Source organism: Polaribacter sp. (assembly GCF_965656025.1).
Taxonomy (GTDB): Bacteria; Bacteroidota; Bacteroidia; order Flavobacteriales; family Flavobacteriaceae; genus Polaribacter.
The window spans coordinates 1-1,783 of record NZ_CBFHJT010000101.1; the positions used below are offsets into that span (position 1 = coordinate 1).

Below are 1,783 nucleotides of genomic sequence, written 5' to 3' on the forward strand. Positions count from 1 at the left end.
TTTACCATTTAGCACCTCAACAAAAAACATACAAAACCCTGAAATTGTATAATTTAACATTTACTAAATGAAAAATTCGCAGTGATAGCAGTACTTTAGATTAGAAACATTTCCATAAAAAAAAATGTATTTATATCAATAAAACCAACAATGTATAGGTAATGTATGGGCAAAAAAATACCTGTAAAGTACCTACAATTTATTGTATAGTTATAAACTAAAAAAATCCTTTAAATAATAAATATTTAAAGGATTAAAATAATACGAATTAATTTATAAAATGTTCTAAAACTTTAATTTTTCGCTTTTGTCCCAAAGCCCCCAATAAGCACCGACATCACCTTCATCACCTACTTTCCAAGACTCATCAAAAGAAGAGAAATAAAACATTTCTATGTTATCTTTTTCCGACCATTTTTGTGCGTTTATAAAATACTTTATAGCGTTTTCTTCATTTGAGTGCGCATCACCTTCACTACCTCCTTGACTTGGCCAACCAGTTTCTGTTATAATTATTTTTTTACCTTTTGCTGCATCTGTAGCTTGGTAAAACATTTGCTGCATATGGTTTAAAGAGTGTTCTATGTAACAACCTTCCCAATATGGGTAACAGTTTGATAAAATAACATCGCTAATTGCTACCAATTCTGGATGTCTTGTAAATTCATAATAAGCATCTACATAACCTACAGCAACATTTGGTAGCGCTTCTTTCACTCTTTTAATGTATTGTAGTAATTGTTCTAAAGTTAAATCGTTTCTATATAAAACTTCGTTACCAACTGCAGCAATATCAACAACTCCTTCGTTACCTAATTGAATTAACGCTTCTATTTCTTGCTCATTTTTTTCTAAATCATCACTTAACCAAGCACCCACCATATTTTTTAATCCATGCTTATTTGCTATTCTTGGTATGTGTTCATTGCCCTCTATACAAGAAAAAGAACGAATCCATTTGGTATAAGGTTTTAATATTTTAATACGCCTTTCTACTTGCTCCTCTGTAATGGTATCTCCTGGCTCTTGACCATCTTCATACATACTAAAACAAATACCATGCATTCCTTGGTTTAAAGTATCTTTCCAAAGTTGTTTTAGTTCTTCAATTGAATTTGAACTAAAATCTTCTCCTTTATACCCACTATAATTTGTGGTATTAACTAAATAATTATGTTTTCCTCTGTAAGACATTGCTATTTTTTTTTTATAATTCTCCTCTTCGTTCTACTAAAACTTCTTTAATTTCTCTAGCTCTTTTTTCATTTAAACTATATTTCCACATTACTAACATAGCCAAGGCAGCTGTAGTTGCTGGAACTACAATGTCTGCAATTCTAAGAGATGTCATTGTTTCCATGGCTTGTTTTGTAATATTTTGATCGAAGCCAACTATTTTTAAAATTACACCGCTTAAAATTATTGCAATGGCTTGCCCTAATTTTACCATCCACCAATAAATAGCTCCAAAAGTTCCTTCTTTTCTAGGCATTCCATTTTCTAGTTCATCTAAATCACATACATCTGCAGTCATAGACATCATTAAAGTAAATAAGCCTCCCATACCAAACGCAAAAAAAGGAATTGGTAAAAAGATAAGCCATGGAATACCATTACTTGCATCTATACTAAACCAAGACATACCTATACTATCTAAATAAGGGTTTAAGAACTCAAAAATTGAGGCTACACCATTTGTCATAGATTTTCCTAAAGCAGTTTCATTAAAGCTATCATTTAGTGCAATATCAAAACCCCACCATTTTAAAATATATCCAATTAT

Annotated in this window: 2 protein-coding genes; both read right to left on the reverse strand. The window is 30.8% G+C overall.

The features are described from left to right. Positions 1 to 285 precede the first annotated feature (285 nt). Positions 286 to 1,194 carry a glycosyl hydrolase family 17 protein gene (locus ACTG3S_RS13710; protein ID WP_439129900.1) on the reverse strand — a complete coding sequence of 303 codons (909 nt, stop codon included), beginning with the start codon at positions 1,192 to 1,194 and terminating at the stop codon, positions 286 to 288. A gap of 13 nt (positions 1,195 to 1,207) precedes the next feature. Beyond that, the coding region (locus tag ACTG3S_RS13715; RefSeq protein ID WP_439129901.1) for an MFS transporter at positions 1,208 to 1,783 on the reverse strand (576 nt) is incomplete at its 5' end.